Raw genomic sequence first — 18,074 nt, forward strand, 5'->3', positions numbered from 1 at the left:
TGGTTATCTACATGGTGTCTTTTGTGTTATTATTTTTATTAAGTTATGGCTTACATACAACGCTATTAACATCCAATAACAGATTTAACCTATTTGATGTATATCTATATTTCGCAGCATGCTCTTTCTTGCTTTGTATCGTATTTAATATTTTGTCTAAAATTAAAAATACATCGCAGCAATTGGGGTTTTTGTATCTGTTTACCTTAGTCATAAAGGTTGGTATTTTTGCACTACTATTTAAAAATTCGATCTTAGCATTATCAAACCTCACTAAAATAGAACGTCTTAACATGCTAATTCCTTTATTTGTTTTTTTGTTTTTAGAGATATTTTTTATTTCAAGACTTTTAATGGATAAAAAGACAACATCAATTATCTAAAAAAATTAATTGTTATTTAGTTTATTTGATTACTTTTGCACGGAATTTAAAAATGCATTTTTTTGATTTTTACAATGAAAGCAGCCAAACAAAGTTTTAAATTTTTAGCCCTTCTTTTAGCACTATTTATAGGGACATCTACATTTGCTCAACACCATGAGGAGAATCATGGTAAAGACGGCGGTGAAATTAACACTGATAAAGAGGTGAGTGATTATATTCTTCATCACATTAAAGATTCGCACGATTTCACGCTGTGGTCTCATACAAATGAAGCAGGAGAACGTAAGCACGTAGGTTTTCCATTACCAGTTATTTTATGGACAAGTGAAGGTTTAGTAACCTTTATGTCTTCAGAGTTTCATCATAATGATGATGGCCATACTATTGTAGAGAAAAAAGGATTAAAATTCGCAAAAATTCACAGTAAAATATATGAGTTAGAATCAGGTGCCTCTAACGTTGCATTTGATGAAGATCATCATGCTACAAACGCTCATAAAGTTTTAGATTTTTCAATAACTAAAAGTGTTTTCGGAATTTTATTAGTTGGTATTTTAATGATATTGGCATTCTCAAGTTTAGCACGTCAATATAAAAAGAAAGCAATTCCAACAGGTTTTGGTCGTGTTTTAGAGCCTCTAGTGCTTTACGTAAGAGACGAAATAGCTAGACCAAACATTGGAGACAAACATTACAGAAGATTTACAGGGTATTTATTAACTGTATTTTTCTTTATATGGATATTAAATTTATTAGGATTAACACCAATTGGTTTTAATGTTACAGGGCAAATAGCAGTTACTGCTGCATTGGCAATTTTAACTTTAATAGTATATACTTTTAGTGCTAACAAGCACTATTGGGGGCATGTTTTATGGATGCCAGGTGTGCCTATTTTAATTCGTCCAGTTTTAGCGATTATAGAATTGGCTGGACATTTCTTAATTAAACCGTTTTCGTTATTAGTACGTTTGTTTGCAAACATAAGTGCAGGACATATTGTAGTAATGAGTTTAATTGCCATTATGGTAGTAATGAAAAACGAATTAACAGCAGGTGGTGCAACTGCGTTATCTTTTGTGCTTGCAATGTTTATTACATTAATTGAGGTGTTAGTAGCTTTTCTACAAGCGTATATATTTACAATGCTTTCAGCATTATTTATTGGTATGGCTGTAGAAGAACACGAACATCATTAATATAAAGAGTTTGTTTAATTTAAATTGATTGTTATGACAATTCCAAATTTAGTAGGTGCTGGTTTAATTGTAATCGGAGCTGGTATTGGTTTAGGTAAAATCGGTGGAAGTGCAATGGAAGGTATTGCGCGTCAACCTGAAGCTACTGGTAAAATCCAAACTGCAATGATTATTATCGCTGCACTTTTAGAAGGTTTAGCATTTGGTGCTTTATTCTTAGGAAAATAAGAAACCAAATCAAAGCTTAAAAAATACGTCCCTGCAACGGTTGGTTGCAGGACGTGTTTTAAAAAAAAATAAACACGATATTAAATAATATAAAATGGAAACATTATTAAACGATTTTTCTCCTGGACTGTTTATTATGCAAACAGTTATTTTCTTGGTGTTAATCTTTATCATGGTAAAGTTCGCATGGAAACCTATCATGAACTCTTTAAACGATAGAGAAGAAGGTATCCAAAACGCACTTGATGCTGCTGAAAATGCAAAAGCTGAAATGGAGAATCTTCAAGCAGATAACCAAAAGCTTTTAAAAGAAGCTAGAGCAGAGCGTGAAGCTATGTTAAAAGAAGCGCGTGAGATGAAAACTAAACTGATTGAAGACGCTAAAACTGAAGCACAAACCGAAGCTGGAAAGTTAATTGCTCAAGCACAAGCAAGTATTGAAACTGAAAAGAAAGCTGCTATAGCCGATTTAAAATCACAAGTAGCTAGTTTATCTATTGATATTGCTGAAAAAGTAGTTAAAGATGAGTTATCTAATAAAGGTAAGCAAGAACAATTAGTGGAGTCTTTGCTAAGCGATGCCACTTTAAACTAAACGTATTATGGCAGGAACAAGAGCAGCAATACGTTACGCAAAAGCAGTTTTAAGTTTAGCCCTTTCTGAGAAAAAAGCAGATAAGGTAAATGATGATATGAAGCTAATAGCTAATACCATTGCAAATAGCGAAGAATTAGCAAATATGCTTGGTAATTCTGTTGTAAAATCAGATGTAAAAAAAGCAGCAATATCAGCTATTTTTCCTAAATTAAATACAATTAGCAACGGGTTACTTGATATTCTAGTCACAAATAAAAGAATAGATCTTTTAAACCAGGTTGCAAAAAAATATAGTGTTTTATTCGATGCGCATAACGGTAAAGAAACAGCTACTGTTACAACCGCTGTGCCTTTAACCAGTGCTTTAGAAGAAAAAGTTTTAGCAAAAGTTAAAGCGCTAACAAATAAAACAGTAGAGTTAGAAAGTATTGTAGATGAAAGCATTTTAGGAGGCTTCATTTTACGTGTTGGAGACAAGCAGTTTGATGCTAGTATATCCAGCAAATTAAATAAGTTAAAAAGAGAATTTACATTAAATTAAAATAAGATGGCAGAAGTAAAACCAGCTGAAGTATCAGCAATCTTAAAACAACAACTTGAAGGTTTTGAAGCCTCAGCTTCTTTAAACGAAGTAGGAACTGTACTTACTGTTGGTGATGGTATTGTACGTGCTTACGGATTATCTAATGCGCAATATGGTGAATTAGTTGAATTCGATGGCGGTTTGGAAGGTATTGTACTTAACCTTGAAGAAGATAACGTTGGTATTGTATTATTAGGAGCTTCAGCAGGAGTTAGCGAAGGCTCTACAGTAAAACGAACAGGACGTATTGCTTCTATTAATGTAGGTGAAGGTATTGTTGGTCGTGTAGTAGATACTTTAGGAAATCCTATTGATGGTAAAGGACCAATTGCTGGAGATACTTATGAAATGCCATTAGAGCGTAAAGCGCCTGGTGTAATTTACAGAGAGCCAGTAACTGAGCCATTACAAACAGGTATCAAATCCATTGATGCTATGATTCCTGTTGGTAGAGGTCAACGTGAGTTGGTAATTGGCGATCGTCAAACTGGTAAAACAACGGTTTGTATTGACACTATCTTAAATCAAAAAGAATTTTACGATGCAGGCGAGCCTGTATATTGTATATATGTAGCTGTAGGGCAAAAAGCATCTACAGTAGCAAACATAGCTAAAGTATTAGAAGAAAAAGGGGCACTAGCATATACAACAATTGTAGCTGCAAATGCATCAGATCCTGCGCCAATGCAAGTATACGCGCCAATGGCGGGTGCTGCAATTGGTGAGTATTTTAGAGATACTGGTCGTCCAGCTTTAATTATTTATGATGATTTATCTAAGCAAGCGGTTGCATACCGTGAGGTGTCTTTATTATTAAGAAGACCACCAGGACGTGAGGCTTATCCAGGTGACGTTTTTTACCTTCACTCTCGTTTATTAGAGCGTTCAGCAAAGGTGATTAATGACGATAATATTGCTAAAGAGATGAATGATTTGCCAGATAGCTTAAAGCCAATGGTAAAAGGTGGAGGCTCTTTAACTGCATTACCTATTATTGAAACACAAGCGGGTGACGTTTCTGCATATATTCCAACAAACGTAATTTCGATTACTGATGGACAGATATTCCTTGATGGAGATTTATTTAACTCTGGTGTACGTCCAGCAATTAATGTAGGTATTTCGGTATCTCGTGTTGGTGGTAACGCTCAGATTAAATCGATGAAAAAAGTATCAGGTACATTAAAATTAGACCAAGCACAGTTTCGTGAATTAGAAGCATTTGCTAAGTTTGGATCAGATTTAGATGCTGTTACATTAAATGTAATTGAAAAAGGTAAGCGTAATGTTGAAATTTTAAAACAAGCGCAAAATGATCCGTTTACGGTTGAAGATCAAGTTGCAATTATTTACGCAGGTTCTAAGAACTTATTAAAAGATGTTCCTGTAAATAAAGTAAAAGAATTCGAAAGAGATTTCATAGAGTTTTTAAATGCAAAACATAGAGACATTTTAGATACTTTAAAGTCTGGAAAATTAACTGACGAAGTTACAGATACATTAACAGCTGTAGCTAAAGATTTATCAGGGAAGTATTAAGCCCCTCTTAATCTCCCCAAAGGGGAGAAACTAAGAACGGATTCAACTTTAACTAATCAATCCCTCTCCTTTGGAGAGGTTAGGAGAGGAAAATATGGCAAACTTAAAAGAAATACGTAACAGAATATCATCAGTATCTTCAACGATGCAAATTACCAGTGCTATGAAAATGGTATCGGCTGCAAAGTTAAAGAAGGCGCAAGATGCTATTACAGCAATGCGCCCGTATGCAGATAAGTTAACAGAGCTTTTACAAAGTTTAAGTGCAACTTTAGATGCTGATTCTGGAAGTAAATTTTCAACCCAAAGAGAGGTTAATAAAGTACTTATTGTTGCAATTACTTCTAATAGAGGATTGGCAGGTGCTTTTAACTCAAACATCATTAAAGAAGTAAATAGATTAACTTCTGAAACCTATGCCAATAAAGATGTGTCTTACGTGGCAATTGGTAAAAAAGCTAATGATGCTTTCAAAAAAACTGACAAGGTTATTGCAAATAAAAGCGAAGTTTTTGATGATTTAACCTTTGAGAATGTTGCAGCTATTGCACAAGAGTTGATGGATAAATTTGTAGCCGGTGAGTTTGATAAAATTGAAATAGTTTATAATAAATTCAAGAACGCAGCTACTCAAATTATAATGACAGAGCAGTTTTTACCTATCGTTCCTGTTGAAGGTGAAGTAGCTAATAATGCGGATTATATTTTTGAGCCATCAAAAGAAGAAATAGTTGAAGAGTTAATCCCTAAGTCGTTAAAAACACAATTATACAAGGGTATTAGAGATTCTTTTGCTTCTGAGCACGGTGCACGTATGACGGCGATGCACAAGGCCACAGATAACGCTACAGAATTAAGAGATCAATTGAAATTAACGTATAACAAAGCACGTCAGGCAGCTATTACTAACGAAATTTTAGAGATTGTTGGTGGTGCAGAAGCTTTAAATAATTAACATATTCCTGCGAAAGCAGGAATCTTATTATAAAACAGTAAAACCTAACTTTAACGAGTTAGGTTTTTTTTGTTATAAAAACCTTATTTTTAACCAGATTAACAAACAACTTTTTGGGCGTACTAAAAACTTTCTTTAAAGACACGGTTATTTATGGTTTAGCTATTGTATTGCCTAGACTAATTAATTTTCTTTTAGTACGATTACATACTGATGTACTTCCTAATGAAAGTTATTCTGAAAACACTGAGTTTTACGTTGTTGCAGCTTTTTTTAATGTTATTTTAACCTACGGAATGGAAACATCATTCTTTAGGTTTTTCAGTAAGAATAAAGATAAAAACAGGGTTTTGTCTACAGCAATGATAACTATTGTTGCAAGTACTTTCTTTTTCGGAATGCTATTATTTTTATTTAAAGTTCCAATTTCAGAAGCCTTAAGAATTAATACAAATTTTTATTCACTTCTGGTAGGCATTACACTTATTGATACTTTAATCGTTATTCCGTTTGCTTATTTAAGAGTGACGGGAAAACCGATAAAATTTGCATCAATTAAATTGATTAATGTGTTTATTATAGTAATTTTAAATGTACTTCTGCTATCTACAACCTATGGTTCAAATGAATTAAGGGGATTCTTCAGTGTTGAAAATAATGTAGAATACATATTTATTGCAAATCTTATAGCTAGTGCAGTTGTTTTAATTTTAGTATTACCATATTTCTTTAAGGCGAAATTCAACTTTGAATTTAAAATTTTAAAGCAACTTTTAAACTATGGTTGGCCAATAATGATAGCTGGATTAGCATTCGTAATTAATGAAAATCTGGATAAATGGTTGTTACCCCAAATAGAAGGAGAGTTTGTTAACGGCGCATACAGTGCATGTTATAAATTAGCGGTTTTTATGACCTTGTTTATACAAGCTTTTAGAATGGGTGCAGAACCGTTTTTCTTCAATCATTCTGATAAAGAAAACGCAACCCAAACCTACGCTACTATTTTAAAGTACTTTACTATAGTTGGAGCTTTAGGTTTAATGCTTGTGGTTATTTATATCGATTTATTAAGACCAATTTTTATCAAAAACGAAAGTTATTTACTAGCTTTAGATATTGTGCCAATTGTTTTATTAGCAAACTTATGTTTAGGTATTTATCATAACCTTTCTATTTGGTATAAACTCACAGATCGCACACGTTTTGGAATGTATATTTCACTCGTAGGAGCAGCGGTTACCATTGGTTTTAATATCATATTCATTCCTAAAATCGGTTTTATGGCATGTGCCTACGCTACACTTGTAGCGTATGGCTTAATGATGCTTACATCTTATAGTTTAGGAAAAAAATATTATCCAGTACCTTATGATGTTAGTCGCATTGGGATTTACCTTTTAATAAGTACTGCGTTTAGTTTCATAACTTATTATCATTTAGATAGAAATATGTTAATAGGAACAGTATTTTTGTTACTCTTTATAGCAATGATTACTTTTTTAGAACGAAAGGAATTAAAATTAATGTTAAAAAGAAAGTAGAATTTTCAAATTAGAGATAGAACATGAAAATTAAAATCATAAATAAATCCAATCATGATTTACCGCATTACGAAACCTTAGCTTCGGCAGGAATGGATTTACGCGCCAATATTTCAGAATCTAAAGTATTAAAGCCTTTAGAGCGCAGTATTGTAAGTACGGGCTTGTTTATAGAGCTTCCTGTTGGTTTAGAAGCTCAAGTGCGCCCTAGGAGTGGTTTAGCAGCTAAAAAAGGTATTACAGTGCTTAATGCACCTGGAACCATTGATGCAGATTATAGAGGTGAAATAGGTGTGATTCTAGTAAACCTTTCAAATGAAGATTTTACTATAAATAGTGGAGAACGGATTGCACAATTAGTTATTGCTAAACACGAACGTGCAGAATGGCAAGAGGTTCAAGAATTATCTTCTACTGAAAGAGGAGAAGGCGGATTTGGTAGTACAGGAACAAAGTAAAAATCCCCTCTGCCTTACGGCATCTCCCCGAAGGGGAGGAAAAAGGGAAACATAAATAAATTATTAATTAATAACAAAAAATCCCCTCTCTTTTGGAGAGGGTTAGGGTGAGGAATGAAAATAATAGTACCAATGGCAGGTCGAGGTTCTCGACTACGCCCATATAAATTCCTGCGAAAGCAGGAATCTCATAGCTAAAAGTAATGAATTATTGGTATGTCTATGTAATGACAAACAAACCCAATGGCGTTTTATACATAGGAGTAACAGATAATATTGAAGAAAGAGTAAAAGAGCACAAGCTAAAAGTGCGTCCAAAATCGTTTACTGCAAGATATAATTGTGATAAATTGATTTATTTTGAGGAATTCGAAAAAGGAGATAAAGCTGTAAAACGAGAAAGACAGTTCAAAAAATGGAAAAGAACTTGGAAAATAGAATTGATTGACGATATGAATCCAAGTTGGTCTGATTTGAGTGATAACTGGAATTTAAATTTTAATACATTGAGAAAACAATAAAGAGATTCCTGCTTTCGCAGGAATAAAGTTTAACTAAAATAGATACCTGCATTCGCAGGTAGTTGATATGAAAATAATAGTACCAATGGCAGGTCGAGGTTCTCGACTACGCCCATATAAATTCCTGCGAAAGCAGGAATCTCATAGCTAAAAGTAATGAATTATTGGTATGTCTATGTAATGACAAACAAACCCAATGGCGTTTTATACATAGGAGTAACAGATAATATTGAAGAAAGAGTAAAAGAGCACAAGCTAAAAGTGCGTCCAAAATCGTTTACTGCAAGATATAATTGTGATAAATTGATTTATTTTGAGGAATTCGAAAAAGGAGATAAAGCTGTAAAACGAGAAAGACAGTTCAAAAAATGGAAAAGAACTTGGAAAATAGAATTGATTGACGATATGAATCCAAGTTGGTCTGATTTGAGTGATAACTGGAATTTAAATTTTAATACATTGAGAAAACAATAAAGAGATTCCTGCTTTCGCAGGAATAAAGTTTAACTAAAATAGATACCTGCATTCGCAGGTAGTTGATATGAAAATAATAGTACCAATGGCAGGTCGAGGTTCTCGACTACGCCCACACAGTTTAACAGTACCAAAACCATTAATTCCTGTTGCAGGTCAGCCTATAGTGCATAGACTTGTAAAAGATATCGCTAAAGTTTTAAAACAACCTATTGAAGAGATTGCTTTTGTTTTAGGAGATCCTGCTTGGTTTGGAGATGATGTTGTTTCTAGTTTAGAACAACTAGCTACAGATTTAGGCGCAAAAGCTTCTATTTACCGTCAAGATAAACCATTAGGTACAGGTCATGCTATTATGTGTGCAAAACCATCTTTATCTGGGCCTGCAGTAATTGCGTATGCTGATACATTAATTAGAGCAGAGTTTGATTTAGATCCTACGGCAGATAGTGTGATTTGGACTAAGCAAGTTGAAAACCCAGAAGCTTATGGCGTTGTAAAGCTTAGTGCTAATGATGAGATTGTTGAGTTGGTAGAAAAGCCAGAAACTTTTGTGTCTGACCAAGCGGTAATTGGTATTTACTATTTTAAAGATGTTGCTGTTTTAAAAGGGAAACTACAAGAAATTTTAGACGAGAACGTTATGAATGGTGGCGAATACCAAATTAATGATGGTATTAAACGTATGATGGCAGATGGCAAGGTGTTTAAAACAGGAACGGTAGATGAGTGGATGGATTGTGGTAATAAAGCCATAACGATTGATACTAATCAACGCATGTTAGGGTTTTTAAAAGCTGATGGCGAAGAGCAATTGGTTTCTAATACTGTGCAATTAGAAAATTCTAAGATTATAGAGCCTTGTTTTGTTGGAGAACATGTGGTATTGAAAAATACAACTATTGGCCCATTTGTTTCCGTTGGAAATGGTACGGTTATTGAAAATTCAACTATTGAAAACAGTTTGATACAAACATATTCTGAAATTAAAAATGCAAATTTAAATAATGCAATGATTGGAAACCACGTGAAATATGATGGCAAGTTTACTAGCATTAGTATTGGTGATTATTCTGTGTTAGAATAGTCCAATTCCTTTAAAAAAAAGGAATCTTTTTGCTTATAAGAATATAATTTTTTAATAGCTAAATGTTGGCGGATAGTTGCGTTAGGGATTGCAGCGGCATCCTTTTTTGCCATTAAAAGCAAAAAAGATATAGCGGAAAGCCCGACCCCTTGCGGGTAACGCCCAAATAATTTAAAATGAAAGGATTAAGTTACATACTTTTTTTCTTAGGAATATTTACCATTTCGCAGGTGAATTATGCGCAAGTAGATTTTAATAAAACGCCTGATGATGACTTAGGGATTAATGAAGATGCATTCCAAGAACAGTTTTTTGATGCCTTAATGCATAAAGGCATGGAGAACTATGATAAGGCTGTTGTGGCGTTAGAAAAATGTATAGCTATTGATAAAAACCCTGCTGTATTGTATTTTGAGTTAGGGAAAAATTATATGAAGCTTAAAAACTTTGGTGCTGCTGAAGATGCCTTAAAAACTGCGGTAAATAAAGCGCCAGATAATGAGTGGTATTTGGATGAGCTTTACGGGTATTATATATCTCAAAATGAACTTGATAAGGCTTTAAAAACAGTGAGGCAATTAGTGCAATATCACCCAGATTATAAGGAGGATTTGGCAACATTGTATGTAAAGATGGAAAAGTATGATGATGCTTTAGAGCTTTTGGATGAGTTGGATGCTTCGTTTGGTATTTCGGCAGCGAGAGATGTATTGCGAAATAGAGTTTATAAGGCTACGGGAAGAGAAAAAGAGCAGATAGAAAACTTGGAATCTAGAGTAGATAAAAATCCTAAAAATGAGGCTAATTATTTAGCCTTAATTTATCGTTATAGTGAACAGGGTGAAACAGAAAAAGCTTTTGAAACAGCACAAGAATTGCTTAAAATAAAGCCGAATTCGCAAGTAGTGCATTTGGCATTGTATAAATTTTATTTAGATAAAAATGATACGAATGCGGCTATAAAATCTATGAAAACCGTGGTGCAGAGTAATGCTATAAAACCTGATGCTAAGTTAAAGGTATTATCAGATTTTGTGAATTTTGTAAAGTTACATCCTCAATTCGAGCAAGATTTGGTTGAAGCTACAGCCTTACTGGATAATACTACCGATGCTAAAACAGTAACAGATTTAGGGCAATACTATCTTCAAAAAGGTGATAAGCAAAATGCCTTAAAGCATTTTAATGAAGCCTTAAAACGTGATATTGATAACTTTTCTATCTTAAAAACAGTATTATTACTTCATGTTGATTTAAAACAATTTAAGGAAGCTAAAACTAAAAGTGATCTCGCAATTCAAAAATACCCAGCACAACCTTTAGTGTATTTAATACATGGGGTAGCTTTAAATGAATTACAAGAATTAAAAGAAGCGATTACGGTTTTAGAGTCAGGATTAGATTGGATTGTTGATGACACAAACATGGAAGCCGATTTTTATAAGGAATTATCTAAAGCTTATAGCGCGTTAAGCAATACAGTAAAAGCCAAAGCGTTTATGGATAAAGCAAATGCACTTAAACCTTAATAAGAACAAATATGAGACCTCAAATTTTACGAAATAATCGTTTTTTACCAGTATTACTACTTGTATGTTTTTTTGGGTTTGTGGGTTGTAAATCTACTAAAACTATAGCTGGTGGAGATAGTAATTTAAAGCTATCGGCAAAACAATTAATAAAAGAAAACCAGAAAAACGCACCAGATTTTAAAACCTTGCAATCTAAACTAAAGATTACATATACTGAAGGTGATAAAAAACAATCTCATACGGTAAGTTATCGTATGGAAAAAGATAAAGTACTTTGGTTAAGTGCTGCTTTTGGTATAATAAGAGCTAAAATAACACCCGAAAGCGTTGCGTTTTATAACAAGTTAGATAACACGTATTTTGAAGGTGATTTTGAATATTTTAGCAAATTATTAGGTACAGATTTAGATTTTAAAAAAGTACAAAATATTATTTTAGGTGAAGCTTTGTTTAACTTACAAGACGAAAACTATAAGCTTTCACTGTTTGAAGGTAACTATTTGCTACAACCCAAAAGCCAACGTGAATTATTTGAAATATTTTTTCATATAGATCCTGCTCTTTTTAAAGTAACCAGGCAAGAGCTAAGTCAAATTAAAGAACAACGCCAATTGCTTATAGATTATTTAGCCTATCAAAAGGTAAACAATCAAGCATTACCAGAGCATGTAAAAGTAATTGCTGTAGAAGGTGCTGAAGAAATGATTGCAGAATTAGAGTTTAAATCGATAGTGCTTAATGAAGCGTTGCGATTTCCATTTAAAATACCCTCAGGGTTTAAGAAGATAGAATTGTAATGCAGTTTGTAAAACAAATTTCTAAAGGTATTATAATCCTATTAATTCTGGTAGGTGGTACTTTGGGTGCGCAAAGCAATAAGCAAAAACAACTTGAAACACGCCGACAAGAATTACGCAGGGAAATTCAAAAAATAAATGCTTTACGTACCGAAAATAAAACTAAAGAGAAATCTCAATTATCATTAATAGAAGATTTTAATTATAAAATCAGTGTTTTAAATAACCTAATAAAGGTTACCAACCAACAAGCCAACTTATTAACTAGAGCAATAAACAATAATCAAAAACAAATAGGTAGTCTTCGTGATGAATTAAAGCTGTTAAAAGATGATTACGCAGCTATGATTGTAAAATCATACAAGAGTAAAAATCAGCAAAGTCGTATTATGTTTTTATTATCTTCAAACAATTTTAAGCAAGCTTATAAGCGTTTGCAGTACATGAAACAGTACACAAGCCATCAAAAAGAACAAGGAGAAACCATAAAGGCTAAAACCGCCAAATTACAGCAAATAAATAAAGATTTGTTGGTTCAAAAAGGCGATAAGCAAAAGCTAGTGGCTGAAAATAAAGCCACACAAAAAACGCTGGAGAAAGAACGTGCGCAACACCGTTCTATCATGGCAACTATTAAAAAAGATTTAAATACATACACTGCACAAATAAAGTCCAAACAACGGGAAGCTGCTAAAATAGATCGCGAAATAGCCCGTATTGTTAGAGCAGAAATAGCAAAATCTAATAAAAAAATAAACAGCTCTGGCAGTTCTAGTTTTGCCTTAACAGCAGAGGAAAAGCTGTTAGCCACTAATTTTGTAGCCAATAAGGGGAAATTACCTTGGCCAGTAGCAAAAGGCTTCGTAAAATCACGTTATGGCAAACAACCTTCGTTGATAGATAGGTCTTTAACGGTACAACGTAATGGTGTTTTAATTACTACCGAGAAAAGTGCGAAAGCCAGAGTAATATTTAACGGTACCGTTATAAAAGTTACTGCTATTAGAAACTCCAATCCTATGGTGATGATAAAACATGGTAACTACATTACCGTCTATAAAAATTTATCAAAAGTTTACGTTAATGAAGGTGATACCCTTAAAACAAAAGATATTATAGGTGAGGTGTCGACAAATGTAGAAGGTGATACCATTCTTAGTTTTTCAATTTTTAAAGATGCACAAACGCAGAATCCCGCAAGTTGGATTTATAAGATGTAACACATTAAAAGTTTCAACAAATACTTTATCTTTAACGCAACATATGTTTAGCTGCATTTACAATAACCAGAATTATGTATTCTTTTGAAAGGCTTATTTATTTAAACTCCTGTAATCACATATAATCATTTTGTATTTTGATACTAGTTTCTATACCAGAAAACGTTTCCTTATATGCAAAGTTGCGTATTGGTGTGCGAGTATTTTTCAGTAGGAAAATCAGATGCAAACAAATAAAGCAACTACTATTGGTTAAGCACAAAACAGCAATTTTTATAAACTTTGTTGTAGACAGTTTTTTAATTCTTCTTCAATATTTTTAATTTCAATATTGTCCTTGGGTTCTATTTTCTTAAATTATATTTTTTTTGAATCAATGAATTCAATCCAATGTTGCTCATTATTGTGTAGTTATCAGGTTCAATTTCTAAAGCTTCAAGAAAAATTGTTTCAGCCTTAGAGTTTTCTCCTTTTTTTGCAAATTCTACAGCGGTATCATTTGTTTCTTTTACTTTAGGATTTTTAAATTCCTGATTTTTGATTTCCTTTTGAGTAAAATCAATTTCATTATATTCATTTGAAGATTTGTTGTTTAGACAAGATATTACTAATAAAAAAATAGCAATATTAAATAATATGTTTATTTTCATACGTGTGTTTTGTCAAATTGTGAACAACATACGGGTATCTCTTTCAGTTAAAATGTTATAGCGTTTTTTGAAAATGTTTTAAATTGGTTATAGACGCTTCCAAGATGGCATAACAAAACTAGTCAAACAGTGCTCTTAATTCTGTGGCATCATTTGGCTTTATCTTTCCAGCAAGTAGTAAACTTAGTTGTTTACGTCGTAAAGCCGCATCAAAACGCTCTTTTTCAATTTTAGTCTCTGGGGTAACTTCAGGAACAGCAACTGGTCGTCCAGTAGCATCTACAGCAACAAACGTATAAATAGCTTCGTTGGCTTTAGTTCTCGCACCAGACTCTCTGTCTTCCATCCAAACATCAATATAAATTTCCATAGATGTATTAAATGCACGCGATACTTTAGCTTCAACAGTTACAACACTTCCTAAAGGTACAGCTCTATTAAAAGCCACATGATTTACAGATGCCGTAACCACAATACGCCTACTGTGGCGTCTTGCAGAGATACTTGCTGCACGATCCATACGCGCTAAAAGTTCACCACCAAATAAATTATTTAATGGATTGGTTTCACTAGGTAAAACCATATCGGTCATTGTAGTTTTCGATTGTTCGGGAGTTTTCGCTTGCATCTTTAAATTTTGATGCTGTAAAGTTACATAATTAAAGCAATAAGAGCGGTTGTAATTTTTTGTTAAACTAGTCTAGTTTTTGCACCAACAACCACGCATCTTTATTATGCGTTTTTTTAATGTTTCGTAAGGCTTTAAGTGCATCAAGTCTCCCCTCGTAACTAGCATACGCCACTTGGTGTAGGCCATAACGATTAGCCCCAATTTTTCTGGCGCTAAAGCCATCTGCTTTTAGTTGTGCTACTTTTTTATCGCAGTTTGCTTCAACTCTAAATGCGCCAGCAACAATATGATAATTACCGGTTTGTTTAGTTACATTTAGTGTAATGGCTGGAAGCGCATTTAAATTAAAAGTAGCTTCTTGTATTTTAGTTTCAAGTTGTTGTGTGGCCTTTCTTTGTGCAAGTTGGTTATGGGCTTCAATTTCACCAACATAATATTTAGAGGCTAGCACGCCACCTAATGTTAAAGCAATTAATGCTACAGCAGCATATTTTAAATACCCTCTATTTTTACGTTTTTCTGGAGTAATAGCTATAGGTGTAGCCTCTTCTATTGCAGCAACAGTTTCTTTGTAGACTTCTCTGTTAACAACCGTAGTATCAAATTGAGATAAGCCAAAAGCATCAGTAAGGTAGTTGAGGTTATACGAAGGTTCAAACACTATTTTACCTTCAGAATTAAAAATAATTTCACCTATATTATTAAACGTAATAGTTTCGCCTTGCGTTAAATACGACTTTAATATTTTTACACGTTTTTTAATTTTTGTAACGGCAACTTCAAAAGGAATTTTTTCTACATCGGCAATATAACGCGCCAGTAAGCCATCATTATTTTGAATTTGTTCGTTAAATGCAATAACTTTTCTTGGTGGATAAAACGAATGATTAACTTCATTTACTGTAGCGGATTGACGCTCAGTTAAAAACGCACCAAAGTCTGGTACAATCACACATTCGTATCTAAATAATAAGTCGCTAATAAAAGTTTCTAATTGCATAAAGCAAATTTAAAAAAATATGGTTTCTATTAAATTTTTGACTTAACTATTTATTAACAATAGAAAAATCCTTTTCTTGCACTAGAAATTAAGATGCTTAAATGACAGAAAACGACCTACTTTACACCCTAGCATTACAGCATGTACCTCATGTTGGAGATATAATTGCGAAGCGCTTAATTTCTCATTGCGGTTCAGCAGAAGCAGTAATTAAAGAAAAAAAAGCACGTCTTTTAAAAATTGATGGCATTGGCGAACATGTATTAAGAGGCTTATTTGATAAAAAACACCTCGTAGAGGCCGAAAAGGAAATTACATTTATAAATTCAAATGGTATTAAAGTATCTTATTTTGAAGATGCAGATTACCCCAACCGCTTAAAGCATTGTATTGATGGTCCTATTTTATTATTTCAAACAGGCCATATTAATTTAGAGCAGCAACATATGATAAGTATTGTTGGTACTAGAAAAATTACAACTAGTGGTATCGCATTTTGCGAAAAACTTATTGAAGCATTAAAACCTTATAATCCTATAATTGTTTCAGGATTTGCATACGGCACAGATATTACGGCTCATAAATTAGCCATTAAACATGGTTTACAAACTATTGGCTGTTTAGCGCACGGGTTAAATCAAATTTACCCAAAAGTGCATAAAAAATATATGGTAGATGTTGAGAAAAACGGCGGATTTTTCTCAGATTTTTGGAGTACAAGTCAATTTGATAAAACCAATTTTTTAAAACGAAATAGAATTATTGCAGGATTGAGTCAAGCTACAGTAGTTATTGAATCTGCAGAAAAAGGAGGTAGTTTAGTAACCGCAGATATTGCGCATTCCTATAACCGCGACGTTTTTGCAGTACCAGGACGCACTACAGACCAATTAAGCATTGGCTGTAATAACTTAATTAAATACCAAAAAGCACACATGATGACTACACCCTTAGATGTGCCTTATTTATTAAACTGGGAGCTAAAAGACAACAAAAAACCCGTTGTACAAAAACAATTATTTGTAGAACTTGATGATACAGAAAAACTGATTTATAATTATTTAAAAGACCATGATAAATCAGAATTAGATATGATTGCTCTAGGCTGTTATTTACCAATTTTTAAAACAGCAAGCATTTTATTGAATATGGAATTAAAAGGTGTAGTAAGGCCTTTACCAGGAAAATTGTTTGAGGTGGTTTAAAGGTTTATTTTTAAAACCCAAATATCTTTAAAATCATTAAGTTTTAAAAGCTCTTTTTGTTTACGGTAAATGGCGTTTGGGTCTAAATTTGTGTTGAGATAAACATAGGTCCAACCATTTTTTGGGTTTATAAAAGATTTTGGAGTAAACCCTTTTTCTTTTAAATAGTGAGTCCAATTAAGGGCATTATTTTCTTTTGAAAAGATATTTGTTACTAAATAATATCCCTTTTCAACATTTGGGATTGAAATGGTTTTTAAGTTTTTTATTTTTTCAAGATCTTTATCTATAATAGTATTATCAGTATTATTTAAAACTACAATAGCGTTTTTATCGTTTTTTAAAGCGCTATAAATTGGAGATATTTCGGTTTCAAACGCTACAAAAAAAAGGCAAAACTGGTCTGCTTTACTATTAAATTGCAGTGATGCTTCTGATACATTAGGAGCTATTAAGCTATTGTTTTTATTGGGTAATTTTAGTTTTAAAGCATCAAATCCAAATGTATTTAAACTATTAGGATTTCTATCGGTAAAATTAGTATTGTTGATAGAAATTGAGCTGTTAAAGAAATTTAATTTAGATCGTAAATTGTTTGATAGTGGCGTGTAAACATTGGTTTGGTAGTTATAAAACGAACATTTATCCGATTTAAATTTTTGATCACCTTCTAAGGCACCAATTAATATTGAAGTTTCTATTTTACCTTCTTCGGGTGCTTTAAAATCATTAAAACGAATAGTAGTGGGTTTTCTAAAAACGTTTACAAAGCCATTATACGTTGTAAAATATTTTGGGGTTGCTTTTTCAGTTTTATAAACCACATAAAGTAACCATCCACCAGCAGCACCTCCAGAAACAAAACCTTGTGTGGCTTTAATATTAGCAACAGTATACGTGCCATTTACAGCTGTATTTTTTTTAAAAAGATGTGTTACGTTAGCATAACAAACATAGGGGTTTGTTTCAGGCAACACCTCCTCATTTAAGTAAGCATCAAAAACCACTTCACCATTTATGCGGTTATAGTCACTATATGGTGTTTTAAACAAAATAGTGTTAACATCTAAAGAACGCGTATCGTTACCTTTGTAAACATATCTTTTATAAAGTTTCCCTTTCTTTTTAAAGCTAATTAGCTCTTTTTTGCCCCTATCATAATTATAAATAGCACTCCAGTATAAAGCAGCATATTCAATGTTAGCATTACCTTCTGGAATATTTAAATTTGCTGCACTTGACGAAAAAGTATCATCATTATCATCTATATCTATAAACTTTAATTCCATAAAATCATTTATAGAATTATCATTATAAGGTTTTGTGCTATGTTTACTTAAAATGTTGTTTCCTATTAAAGCAGAATTCCCTTTTACATATATTTTTGTAATAGGGAGAAATTGTTTCTGAGAAAAACCGTAGACCGTACTTACCAAAAAGGCTATTAATAAAATATTTTTTTTCAAA

At 32.8% G+C, this 18,074-nt stretch carries 20 protein-coding genes; 16 read left to right on the plus strand and 4 right to left on the minus strand.

Translation table 11 applies throughout. The features are described from left to right. Positions 1-11 precede the first annotated feature (11 nt). The 15 genes from ACKGJY_RS11080 (at position 12) to ACKGJY_RS11150 (ending at position 13,121) form a co-directional block, all read left to right on the plus strand. Entirely contained in the window at positions 12-383 is a 372-nt protein-coding gene (locus ACKGJY_RS11080) for a DUF6168 family protein (protein WP_413974060.1), read from the plus strand. 74 nt (positions 384-457) lie between these two features. Beyond that, positions 458-1,585 carry a F0F1 ATP synthase subunit A gene (atpB, locus tag ACKGJY_RS11085; RefSeq protein WP_413973956.1) on the plus strand — a complete coding sequence of 376 codons (1,128 nt, stop codon included), beginning with the start codon at positions 458-460 and terminating at the stop codon, positions 1,583-1,585. Positions 1,586-1,618: 33 nt separating this feature from the next. Beyond that, on the plus strand, positions 1,619-1,813 hold the full coding sequence (gene atpE / locus ACKGJY_RS11090) for an ATP synthase F0 subunit C (RefSeq protein ID WP_042240059.1): 195 nt from the start codon (positions 1,619-1,621) through the stop codon (positions 1,811-1,813). Positions 1,814-1,907: 94 nt separating this feature from the next. After that, positions 1,908-2,408 (plus strand): F0F1 ATP synthase subunit B, encoded by a 501-nt coding sequence (locus tag ACKGJY_RS11095; RefSeq protein WP_413973957.1) that lies wholly within the window; start codon positions 1,908-1,910, stop codon positions 2,406-2,408. A 7-nt stretch (positions 2,409-2,415) separates the two neighbouring features. After that, positions 2,416-2,952: an ATP synthase F1 subunit delta gene (gene atpH, locus ACKGJY_RS11100; protein WP_413973958.1), complete on the plus strand. Its 537-nt coding sequence runs from the start codon at positions 2,416-2,418 to the stop codon at positions 2,950-2,952. A gap of 6 nt (positions 2,953-2,958) precedes the next feature. After that, positions 2,959-4,533 carry a F0F1 ATP synthase subunit alpha gene (gene atpA, locus ACKGJY_RS11105; RefSeq protein WP_413973959.1) on the plus strand — a complete coding sequence of 525 codons (1,575 nt, stop codon included), beginning with the start codon at positions 2,959-2,961 and terminating at the stop codon, positions 4,531-4,533. Between the two features lie 94 nt (positions 4,534-4,627). Further along, a complete protein-coding gene (gene atpG, locus ACKGJY_RS11110) occupies positions 4,628-5,488 on the plus strand; it encodes an ATP synthase F1 subunit gamma (protein ID WP_413973960.1) in 861 nt (286 codons plus the stop codon). 113 nt (positions 5,489-5,601) lie between these two features. After that, positions 5,602-7,032, plus strand: a complete 1,431-nt coding sequence (locus tag ACKGJY_RS11115) for an oligosaccharide flippase family protein (RefSeq protein WP_413973961.1) — start codon at positions 5,602-5,604, stop codon at positions 7,030-7,032. 23 nt (positions 7,033-7,055) lie between these two features. Then, the gene (dut, locus tag ACKGJY_RS11120) at positions 7,056-7,490 is read left to right on the plus strand and encodes a dUTP diphosphatase (RefSeq protein WP_413973962.1); all 435 of its coding nucleotides are present in this window, start codon (positions 7,056-7,058) and stop codon (positions 7,488-7,490) included. 203 nt (positions 7,491-7,693) lie between these two features. Then, a complete protein-coding gene (locus ACKGJY_RS11125; protein WP_413973963.1) occupies positions 7,694-8,011 on the plus strand; it encodes a GIY-YIG nuclease family protein in 318 nt (105 codons plus the stop codon). Positions 8,012-8,167: 156 nt separating this feature from the next. Continuing rightward, entirely contained in the window at positions 8,168-8,485 is a 318-nt protein-coding gene (locus tag ACKGJY_RS11130; protein WP_413973963.1) for a GIY-YIG nuclease family protein, read from the plus strand. Between the two features lie 67 nt (positions 8,486-8,552). Continuing rightward, entirely contained in the window at positions 8,553-9,572 is a 1,020-nt protein-coding gene (locus tag ACKGJY_RS11135) for a sugar phosphate nucleotidyltransferase (RefSeq protein WP_413973964.1), read from the plus strand. A gap of 176 nt (positions 9,573-9,748) precedes the next feature. Next, positions 9,749-11,101, plus strand: coding sequence for a tetratricopeptide repeat protein (locus ACKGJY_RS11140; RefSeq protein ID WP_413973965.1), 1,353 nt, complete (start codon positions 9,749-9,751; stop codon positions 11,099-11,101). A gap of 11 nt (positions 11,102-11,112) precedes the next feature. Next, positions 11,113-11,901: a DUF4292 domain-containing protein gene (locus ACKGJY_RS11145; protein ID WP_413973966.1), complete on the plus strand. Its 789-nt coding sequence runs from the start codon at positions 11,113-11,115 to the stop codon at positions 11,899-11,901. Continuing rightward, positions 11,901-13,121 carry a murein hydrolase activator EnvC family protein gene (locus ACKGJY_RS11150; RefSeq protein WP_413973967.1) on the plus strand — a complete coding sequence of 407 codons (1,221 nt, stop codon included), beginning with the start codon at positions 11,901-11,903 and terminating at the stop codon, positions 13,119-13,121. Before ACKGJY_RS11145 ends, ACKGJY_RS11150 begins: the two co-directional genes overlap by 1 nt. A 344-nt stretch (positions 13,122-13,465) precedes the next feature. On the opposite strand, the gene ACKGJY_RS11155 is transcribed toward ACKGJY_RS11150, so the two are convergent. The 3 genes from ACKGJY_RS11155 to ACKGJY_RS11165 all read right to left on the minus strand — a co-directional run bounded on the left by ACKGJY_RS11155 (position 13,466) and on the right by ACKGJY_RS11165 (position 15,402). Beyond that, positions 13,466-13,771, minus strand: a complete 306-nt coding sequence (locus ACKGJY_RS11155) for a hypothetical protein (protein WP_413973968.1) — start codon at positions 13,769-13,771, stop codon at positions 13,466-13,468. Between the two features lie 118 nt (positions 13,772-13,889). Further along, complete coding sequence (locus ACKGJY_RS11160; RefSeq protein WP_413973969.1) at positions 13,890-14,399, minus strand: acyl-CoA thioesterase; 510 nt, start codon at positions 14,397-14,399, stop codon at positions 13,890-13,892. A gap of 67 nt (positions 14,400-14,466) precedes the next feature. Beyond that, the gene (locus tag ACKGJY_RS11165) at positions 14,467-15,402 is read right to left on the minus strand and encodes an SPOR domain-containing protein (RefSeq protein ID WP_413973970.1); all 936 of its coding nucleotides are present in this window, start codon (positions 15,400-15,402) and stop codon (positions 14,467-14,469) included. A 101-nt stretch (positions 15,403-15,503) separates the two neighbouring features. Between ACKGJY_RS11165 and dprA the strand changes: the two genes are divergently transcribed. Continuing rightward, entirely contained in the window at positions 15,504-16,607 is a 1,104-nt protein-coding gene (gene dprA / locus ACKGJY_RS11170) for a DNA-processing protein DprA (RefSeq protein WP_413973971.1), read from the plus strand. Here dprA and ACKGJY_RS11175 read toward each other — a convergent pair. Then, positions 16,604-18,073 carry a hypothetical protein gene (locus ACKGJY_RS11175; protein ID WP_413973972.1) on the minus strand — a complete coding sequence of 490 codons (1,470 nt, stop codon included), beginning with the start codon at positions 18,071-18,073 and terminating at the stop codon, positions 16,604-16,606. The genes dprA and ACKGJY_RS11175 overlap by 4 nt on opposite strands. Position 18,074 lies beyond the last annotated feature (1 nt).

The organism is Hyunsoonleella sp. 2307UL5-6, from assembly GCF_047345485.1.
GTDB lineage: Bacteria > Bacteroidota > Bacteroidia > Flavobacteriales > Flavobacteriaceae > Jejuia.

Excerpts from the sequence above, each read along its gene's own strand:
- ACKGJY_RS11080 (WP_413974060.1), top strand. The coding sequence starts at position 12 with ATGGTGTCTTTTGTGTTATTATTTTTATTAAGTTATGGCTTACATACA.
- atpB (WP_413973956.1), top strand. The coding sequence starts at position 458 with ATGAAAGCAGCCAAACAAAGTTTTAAATTTTTAGCCCTTCTTTTAGCA.
- atpE (WP_042240059.1), top strand. The coding sequence starts at position 1,619 with ATGACAATTCCAAATTTAGTAGGTGCTGGTTTAATTGTAATCGGAGCT.
- ACKGJY_RS11095 (WP_413973957.1), top strand. The coding sequence starts at position 1,908 with ATGGAAACATTATTAAACGATTTTTCTCCTGGACTGTTTATTATGCAA.
- atpH (WP_413973958.1), top strand. The coding sequence starts at position 2,416 with ATGGCAGGAACAAGAGCAGCAATACGTTACGCAAAAGCAGTTTTAAGT.
- atpA (WP_413973959.1), top strand. The coding sequence starts at position 2,959 with ATGGCAGAAGTAAAACCAGCTGAAGTATCAGCAATCTTAAAACAACAA.
- atpG (WP_413973960.1), top strand. The coding sequence starts at position 4,628 with ATGGCAAACTTAAAAGAAATACGTAACAGAATATCATCAGTATCTTCA.
- dut (WP_413973962.1), top strand. The coding sequence starts at position 7,056 with ATGAAAATTAAAATCATAAATAAATCCAATCATGATTTACCGCATTAC.
- ACKGJY_RS11125 (WP_413973963.1), top strand. The coding sequence starts at position 7,694 with ATGAATTATTGGTATGTCTATGTAATGACAAACAAACCCAATGGCGTT.
- ACKGJY_RS11130 (WP_413973963.1), top strand. The coding sequence starts at position 8,168 with ATGAATTATTGGTATGTCTATGTAATGACAAACAAACCCAATGGCGTT.
- ACKGJY_RS11135 (WP_413973964.1), top strand. The coding sequence starts at position 8,553 with ATGAAAATAATAGTACCAATGGCAGGTCGAGGTTCTCGACTACGCCCA.
- ACKGJY_RS11140 (WP_413973965.1), top strand. The coding sequence starts at position 9,749 with ATGAAAGGATTAAGTTACATACTTTTTTTCTTAGGAATATTTACCATT.
- ACKGJY_RS11145 (WP_413973966.1), top strand. The coding sequence starts at position 11,113 with ATGAGACCTCAAATTTTACGAAATAATCGTTTTTTACCAGTATTACTA.
- ACKGJY_RS11150 (WP_413973967.1), top strand. The coding sequence starts at position 11,901 with ATGCAGTTTGTAAAACAAATTTCTAAAGGTATTATAATCCTATTAATT.
- ACKGJY_RS11155 (WP_413973968.1), bottom strand. The coding sequence starts at position 13,771 with ATGAAAATAAACATATTATTTAATATTGCTATTTTTTTATTAGTAATA.
- ACKGJY_RS11160 (WP_413973969.1), bottom strand. The coding sequence starts at position 14,399 with ATGCAAGCGAAAACTCCCGAACAATCGAAAACTACAATGACCGATATG.
- ACKGJY_RS11165 (WP_413973970.1), bottom strand. The coding sequence starts at position 15,402 with ATGCAATTAGAAACTTTTATTAGCGACTTATTATTTAGATACGAATGT.
- dprA (WP_413973971.1), top strand. The coding sequence starts at position 15,504 with ATGACAGAAAACGACCTACTTTACACCCTAGCATTACAGCATGTACCT.